At 46.1% G+C, this 7,113-nt stretch carries 7 protein-coding genes; all 7 read left to right on the plus strand.

What is annotated here, in order from left to right:
- Positions 1-12: 12 nt before the first annotated feature.
- The 7 genes from ACHBGV_RS03960 to ACHBGV_RS03990 all read left to right on the plus strand — a co-directional run bounded on the left by ACHBGV_RS03960 (position 13) and on the right by ACHBGV_RS03990 (position 6,989).
- Positions 13-750, plus strand: coding sequence for a Stp1/IreP family PP2C-type Ser/Thr phosphatase (locus ACHBGV_RS03960; protein ID WP_105111228.1), 738 nt, complete (start codon positions 13-15; stop codon positions 748-750).
- Complete coding sequence (gene pknB, locus ACHBGV_RS03965; RefSeq protein WP_394735674.1) at positions 750-2,741, plus strand: Stk1 family PASTA domain-containing Ser/Thr kinase; 1,992 nt, start codon at positions 750-752, stop codon at positions 2,739-2,741. Before ACHBGV_RS03960 ends, pknB begins: the two co-directional genes overlap by 1 nt.
- A gap of 95 nt (positions 2,742-2,836) precedes the next feature.
- A complete protein-coding gene (gene liaF, locus ACHBGV_RS03970) occupies positions 2,837-3,532 on the plus strand; it encodes a cell wall-active antibiotics response protein LiaF (protein WP_105123453.1) in 696 nt (231 codons plus the stop codon).
- Positions 3,532-4,548, plus strand: coding sequence for a sensor histidine kinase (locus ACHBGV_RS03975; protein ID WP_394735676.1), 1,017 nt, complete (start codon positions 3,532-3,534; stop codon positions 4,546-4,548). The genes liaF and ACHBGV_RS03975 overlap by 1 nt, the downstream gene beginning before the upstream one ends.
- Entirely contained in the window at positions 4,520-5,161 is a 642-nt protein-coding gene (locus ACHBGV_RS03980) for a response regulator transcription factor (RefSeq protein ID WP_105111231.1), read from the plus strand. The genes ACHBGV_RS03975 and ACHBGV_RS03980 overlap by 29 nt, the downstream gene beginning before the upstream one ends.
- Positions 5,162-5,215: 54 nt before the next feature.
- A complete protein-coding gene (locus ACHBGV_RS03985) occupies positions 5,216-6,616 on the plus strand; it encodes a Cof-type HAD-IIB family hydrolase (protein ID WP_172063256.1) in 1,401 nt (466 codons plus the stop codon).
- Between the two features lies 1 nt (position 6,617).
- Positions 6,618-6,989, plus strand: a complete 372-nt coding sequence (locus tag ACHBGV_RS03990) for a S1 RNA-binding domain-containing protein (protein ID WP_105111233.1) — start codon at positions 6,618-6,620, stop codon at positions 6,987-6,989.
- Positions 6,990-7,113: the final 124 nt, after the last annotated feature.

Consider the following 7,113-nt stretch of genomic DNA (forward strand, 5'->3'; position numbering starts at 1 on the left):
AACAAGAAACTTATGGAAATTGCATTACTTACAGATGTTGGACAAAAACGATCAAATAACCAGGATTATGTCAATCGTTATGTCAACCGAGCAGGAATTGACTTGATTATTCTAGCAGATGGACTAGGAGGTCATCGAGCAGGCCATATTGCTAGTGAAATGACAGCCACAGACCTTGGTGCTGCCTGGGTAGATACTCAAATTATGACCCTCAACGAAGTCCGTGAATGGATGGTTGACATCATTGAGCAGGAAAATCAAAAGATTTATCAATTGGGTCAGACTGAAGAATACAAGGGCATGGGAACAACCTTAGAAGCGGTTGTGGTTATTGACAATCAGATGATTTATGCCCATATCGGGGACTCTAGAATCGGTATCGTTCATAATGAAGAATATGAACGCTTGACCAGTGACCATTCCTTGGTTGGAGCTCTTATGCGAGCGGGTCAATTGACAGAAGAAGAGGCGCAGAACCATCCTCAGAAGAATATTGTGACCCAGTCCATTGGTCAGGCGGACCCGGTTGAACCAGATATTGCCTTGAAGACCTTGGAAGTTGGGGATTACGTGTTAATCAACAGTGATGGCTTGACCAATATGGTCTCGACAGAGGATATTCGCGATATCCTCTTGAGTGATGTTTCGCTGGAAAGCAAGGCAGAGACCCTGGTTCGTTTTGCTAATAATGCTGGTGGTTTGGACAATATCACGGTTGCCATCCTTCATATCACGGAGGAGGCTAACTAATGATCCAAATCGGTAAGATTTTTGCCGGTCGGTATCGGGTCATTCGGCAGATAGGCCGAGGAGGAATGGCTGATGTCTACCTGGCAAAGGATCTGATTTTGGATGGTGAGGAGGTTGCTGTAAAAGTTCTCCGGACCAATTACCAGACAGATCAAATTGCTGTTCAACGTTTTCAGCGTGAAGCCAGAGCCATGGCTGATCTCAATCACCCAAATATCGTACGGATTACGGATATTGGTGAGGAAGATGGTCAGCAATACCTGGCCATGGAATATGTCAATGGCCTGGACTTGAAGCGCTATATCCAGGAAAATTCACCCTTGGATAATGATGATGCGGTCCGTATCATGGGGCAAATCTTGCTAGCTATACGTATGGCTCACACCCGCGGTATTATCCATAGGGATTTGAAACCTCAGAACGTCCTTCTAACGCAAGATGGCGTGGCCAAGGTAACGGATTTCGGGATTGCGGTTGCCTTTGCAGAGACCAGTTTGACCCAGACAAATTCGATGCTGGGCTCGGTTCACTATCTCTCGCCAGAACAGGCGCGGGGATCCAAGGCTACAGTGCAAAGTGATATATATGCCATGGGGGTCATTCTCTTTGAGATGTTGACAGGACGAATTCCTTTTGATGGCGATAGCGCTGTAACCATTGCTCTCCAGCATTTCCAAAAGCCCATGCCATCTGTCCGCGAGGCCAATCCAAACGTACCGCAGGCTCTGGAAAATGTTGTCTTAAAAGCAACAGCCAAGAAATTGACAGACCGCTACAAGTCCATTGCGGAAATGTACACGGATATGGCTTCAGCCTTGTCCTACAATCGCCGCAATGAGCAGCGGGTGGTGTTGGATGAAAACAAGGTGGATTCAAAAACCCTGCCTAAATTATCCCAGGTTGCTTCAGAGAAAAAAGTAGATACACCAGTGGAGTCTTCACCAGCTCCAGCAGCAGTTGCTCCAAAAACTAAGCCGACGTCATCAGCCAAGAAGCCCAAGGCAAAAAAGAGGATTCGTACCCGCTATAAGGTGTTGATGATTGCTATTGGCCTTCTCTTGGCGGCCTTCTTCGCCATTCTTTTTAACACTCCAGCCACAGTGACAGTGCCGAATGTTGTGGGGCAAACCTTGGAAGTTGCGACGGAGGAGATTGAGACAGCCGGATTGCGCGTGGGTACGGTGACCAATGAAGCTTCGACGGAAGTCGCAGAAGGTCAAGTTATTCGGACAACACCTGCTGCTAATTCCAAGCGCAAAGAAGGTTCCCGTGTCAATATTGTCATTGCCATGGAAGAAGGTGTCAACATTCCTGATTTGTCTGGTGATGAATTGGCAAAAGCCCAGGAAAAACTAGAGGCCCTTGGCTTCAAAGTGGAAGTGGAAGAAGAGTATAGCGAGAAGGTCAAACAGGGCCGGGTGATTCGGACCAAGCCAGAATGGGAGACCAGTCAGCCAAAAGGTTCAACCGTTGTCTTGGTTGTTTCCAGAGGGGCTGAGCCAGTTGATGTACCGGATGTATCTGGACGTAGTGTGAATGATGCTACCCATGCCCTAGAAGCTGTCGGTTTGAAGGTTTCTTCGACCAAGGAAGAATACAGCGACTACTTAGAAGCTGGTCAGGTAATCGGAACAGACCCTGCAGCCAATACCAGTGTTTCTAAGGGTTCTAGCCTGGTTCTCATTGTTTCAAAAGGTCAACGACCACTCATGCCAGATTTTGGTATCTTGACGACTTCCTACTCAGATGCTAGAAAACAGCTGGAAGCTTTGGGAATTAAAAGTATTGAGCGCGTGGAAGATTCGAGTTATTCGACTAGTGAGCGAAATCTGGTCGTAGGACAAAGTCCTCTGCCAGGTCAACCTATTACTGACTCTGTCACAATTTATGTATCCATTCCTACGGTGACACCAGAGTCCAGCAGTAGTAGCACTAGCTCGACAGAAGAATCAACGACGACTAGTACGTCTTCATCAAATAATTCAGACTAAGAGGGGCTTTGTCCTCTCTTTTTTCTTAAAATTCCTACCCGGGTAGGAGACAAATCCTGCTAAAATCTGTTAGAATATTGGGAGAGGATCCTTACATGAAAAAAATCCAATTTTTTATACTGATAGAGAGTATTTTATTTACGCTGGCCTTTTTTGATACCCTGGCCAGTGAGACGGCACGGACTCTTCTCCTAATCGCAGTGATACTAATTCTATTCTGGTATATCACAGGTAGAAAGGGGCTTAATGCCCTACTAACAACGGCCCTTTCTCTCATATTTTTAGTCTTTTTCCTCAATATTTATTTCATTATCGGTGTTTTGCTGATGGTGGTCTATATTTTGGTTAATTTCTTTTCACGCTATGAGAAGCAGTACCAGTATTCCCAGATAGTTCTGGGGGACCAGCATATTCAATCCCAGCATCAAAAGTCCCAGTGGTTTGGTCATAAAGATCATTCCCAGGACCAGTATGGTTTTGAGGATATCAATATTATCCGCCTGTTTGGCAATGACGTTGTTGACCTGGATCAGACGGTTCTAATTGGTCGGGATAATGTGGTTGTTATCCGTAAGACTTTTGGTAAGACTAAAATTATCATTCCTATTGATGTCGAGCTATCCCTGTCTGCCTCTAGTCTGTATGGACGTGTCTATTTTTTAGGCGATGCACATTGGGATTTGCGAAATGAGAGTTTTTCGATTGCGACCCCTGACTATTCTTCTGCCAATAAGCGGGTCAAGGTTGTTATCAATAGCCTCTATGGCGATGTGGAGGTCGTGCGGGTATGATGAAGAAAGGAACGCTATTTTTTCTCATTTGGTATGCCGGGCTGATTGTTATCGTCATCCTTGCCTCAGTCCTTCCCTTGTTGGGCTATTCCTTATTTGACATGTCCTTTTGGACGGCCAATGACCAGCTCTATGTGACCTTGATTTCGCTCCTGGTACTCTTGACAATCTTTCTATCTATCTTGGTTCAGACGGTCAGTTTCCTATCCACGCAGACCATGAGAATGAAGATTAAGCAAATCAGCAATCACCAGCCCATTAGGGTTGATAGCGACGAGGACCAATTGCTCCTACACCTATCTGAGAAAATGCGCAGTTTGACCAGGCAGGTCCAATTGATTGACAACCAGGACCTAGTCAAACGGGAAGAAATTGTCGAGGGGGAGCGCAAGCGAATTGCCCGTGACCTGCATGATACGGTCAGCCAGGAACTCTTTGCGACCAGCATGATTTTATCAGGTCTGGCATCAAATCTATCCACCATACCGAAAGAAAACCTGCAAGAGCAGCTGGTCTTGGTCAAGGACATGATTGAGTCGGCCCAGCGGGATTTGCGGATTTTGCTCCTGCACTTACGACCTAGTGAGCTGGAAGGTAAGACCCTGGTTGAAGGTTTTGATGTGATTCTGCGGGAAGTCAGCGACAAGAGTAGTATCCAGGTCCACTTCCAGCATGAAGTAGAAGAATTGCCTAAGCTGATAGAAGAGCACCTCTTCCGCATTGCCCAGGAGATTATTTCCAATACCTTGCGCCATGCCAAGGCCAAGCAACTGGATGTCTACTTGATTCAGAAGGAGACAGAATTACAGCTCAAAATGACAGATGATGGCATTGGTTTCCAGCAGGAAGATGATGGGGAGCTCAGCTATGGCCTCCAAAACATCCGCGAGCGGGTGGAAGATATGGCAGGGACTATCAAGATTCGGACGGCTCCCAACAAAGGGGTTGCCATTGACATTCGTATCCCACTACTGAAAGGAAAAGAAGATGAAGACGATTCGAGTGATGCTGGTTGATGACCACGAGATGGTCCGACTAGGATTGAAAAGTTATTTGAATTTACAGGCTGATGTGGAGGTTGTCGCAGAAGCCAGCGATGGCGAGGAAGGCTTGGCTAAGGCACTGGATTTGCGTCCAGATGTGGTTGTTATGGACCTGGTCATGCCCAAGATGACAGGGGTAGAGGCGACTCTGGCCCTCTTGAAGGAATGGTCGGATGTCAAGATTGTGATTTTGACTTCTTATTTGGACAATGAAAAAATCTATCCAGTTCTTGAGGCTGGTGCAAAGGGCTATATGCTCAAAACCTCTAGTGCCGACGAGATTCTCTCTGCCATTCGCAAGGTGGCGCGTGGGGAATTTGCCATTGAAACAGAAGTGGAGAAGAAGGTCGAGCACCACAAGCGTTATCCAGACCTGCATGATGATTTGACCGTACGTGAACGGGAGATTTTAGCCCTGCTTGCCAAGGGTTATGATAACCAGCGGATTGCAGATGAATCCTTCATTTCCCTCAAAACGGTGAAAACCCATGTTTCCAATATTCTGTCTAAACTAGCTGTCAGCGACCGGACCCAGGCTGTTGTCTATGCCTTTCAACATGGACTGGTGGCACAGGATGAAGATTAGTGATATAATGGTAGGCAGTCATACTCAATGAAAAACAAAAGTGGGGGAGAATAGATGGACGCAAAATTAAAATACAAGGCCAAGAAGATTAAGTTGGTATTTTTCGATATTGATGATACCTTGCGCTTGGTGGAGACTGGATTTATTCCGGACACTATTCCGACGGTCTTTGCATCACTGAAAGCAAAAGGCATCTTGACAGGGATTGCCTCTGGTCGGGCCAAATATGGTGTTGTGCCAGAAATCCAGGCCTTGCAGCCGGATTACTTTGCTATGATAAACGGCTCTTATGTAGAAGATGCCAAAGGCAATGTCATTCGTAAGGCTCCGATTGCACCGGATTTGATTGAGAAATATATTGCTTGGACCAAGCAAGTGGGGATTGACTATGGGGTTATGAGCGCTGAAAAAGCCACTCTGTCCTTCCGTGACCAGCGGATTAGTCAGGCCATTGACCCCATTTATGATAATCTGGAGACAGACCCTGATTTTTACAAGGGCCAGGATATTTACCAAATGTGGACCTTCGAGCAGGAAGGTCAGGAAGTGGTCTTACCGGAGGAATTGCAGAGCGACTTACGCAGTGTCCGTTGGCATGCCATTTCATCAGACATTGTCCTCAAGTCTGCCTCTAAGGCAGCAGGGGTAGCCGCAATCGTTGAAAAGCTTGGTCTCAAACCAGAAAATGTCTTGGTCTTTGGCGATGGTCTTAATGACATCGAGCTCTTCCAATATGCTGGCATCAGTATTGCCATGGGGCATTCCCACCCAGAACTGCAAAAACATGCAGATTATATTACAAAAACAGTAGAAGAAGACGGCATTTTTGATGCCTTGGAGAAATTAGGTTTGGTAGAAAAAGAAAAATACTTCCCACAATTAGACTTGGAAAATGTAGAGGGACCAGTTGCCCGCATCAAGACCAATCACGGTAGCATGACCATCAAGCTCTTCCCAGAAATTGCACCAAAAACAGTGGCGAACTTTGTTGCCCTGTCAAAAGATGGTTACTATGACGGCATTATTTTCCATCGTATTATCGAGGATTTCATGATTCAAGGTGGCGACCCGACTGGTACAGGTATGGGCGGTGAGTCTATCTACGGTGAGTCCTTTGAGGATGAATTTTCTATGGAGGCCTTCAACCTGCGTGGTGCTCTTTCTATGGCCAATGCAGGTCCCAATACCAACGGCAGTCAATTTTTCATCGTGCAGAACCAGAATTTCCCTTACAATGCCAAGGAATTGGAGCGCGGTGGTTGGCCTAAGGAAATTGCGGCTCTTTATGCTGAAAATGGTGGAACACCGCACCTGGATCAACGCCACACGGTCTTTGGACATTTGATGGACCAAGAATCTTATAGGGTATTGGATACCATTGCGGCTGTAGAGACAGATGGTTCAGACCGTCCGCATGAAGATGTTGTCATCGAAAGTATTGAAATCGAGGACTAAGATGAATATTGGTGATAAAGTCAAAGGGAAAGTGACGGGTATTCAGCCCTACGGTGCCTTTGTTGAATTAGAGAACGGTCAGATTGGGCTTATCCATATTTCTGAAATCAAGACAGGCTTTGTTGATAATATCCACCATTTTATTAAAATGGGCCAGGAAGTTCTGGTCCAAGTCGTTGACTATGATGAATATTCGCACAAGGCTAGTCTATCTATGCGGACCTTGGAAGAAGAACGCCAAAAAATCCCAAGACACCACCGCTTTACCAACGACCGCTATAAGATTGGCTTTGAGCCTCTGGCCAAGGCCCTCCCAACCTGGATTGCCGAATCCAAGGAGTATTTGAAGGAAATGAAAGAAGGAAAGGTCTAGACTAGTTGCTAGTCTAGCTTTCCAATAGTAAAAGAGCTTGGAAATCCGGCTCTTTGTCAACTGTAGTGGGTAGATGAAAAGCTAACACCTAGAGAGGACGAAATTCGTTCTCTCATTTTTGATG

The sequence above is a fragment of the Streptococcus sp. A34 genome (assembly GCF_043674115.1).
GTDB lineage: Bacteria > Bacillota > Bacilli > Lactobacillales > Streptococcaceae > Streptococcus > Streptococcus suis_V.